The organism is Deinococcus alpinitundrae (assembly GCF_009982895.1).
Lineage (GTDB): Bacteria > Deinococcota > Deinococci > Deinococcales > Deinococcaceae > Deinococcus > Deinococcus alpinitundrae.
On record NZ_WXZL01000385.1, the window covers coordinates 1 to 251 of the forward strand.

Below are 251 nucleotides of genomic sequence, written 5' to 3' on the forward strand. Positions count from 1 at the left end.
TTCACCGGACGGGCATCGCTGTTTGTCTTGAACGCCAACACCGGGAAGCTGATTGCCGAAATACCCACCCCGGTCAGTGGCAGCGAGACAGATAACGGCTTGTCATCGGTCAAGCTGCGTGTCGATTCACAGAACATCGTTCAGGCCGCTTATGCGGGTGATCTCCAGGGGCGTCTGTGGAAGTTCGACATGAGTGGCGCGGCGGCGTCCAGCTGGAAAGTCGCTTTCGGCGGGGTGCCGTTGTTCACCAC

General features: G+C 59.4%; 1 protein-coding gene. It reads left to right on the plus strand.

What is annotated here, in order from left to right; genetic code table 11:
- Positions 1-27: 27 nt before the first annotated feature.
- Positions 28-251, plus strand: a 224-nt coding sequence (locus GUI70_RS23845; RefSeq protein WP_237725165.1) for a PilC/PilY family type IV pilus protein, incomplete at its 3' end; no start/stop codon positions are given.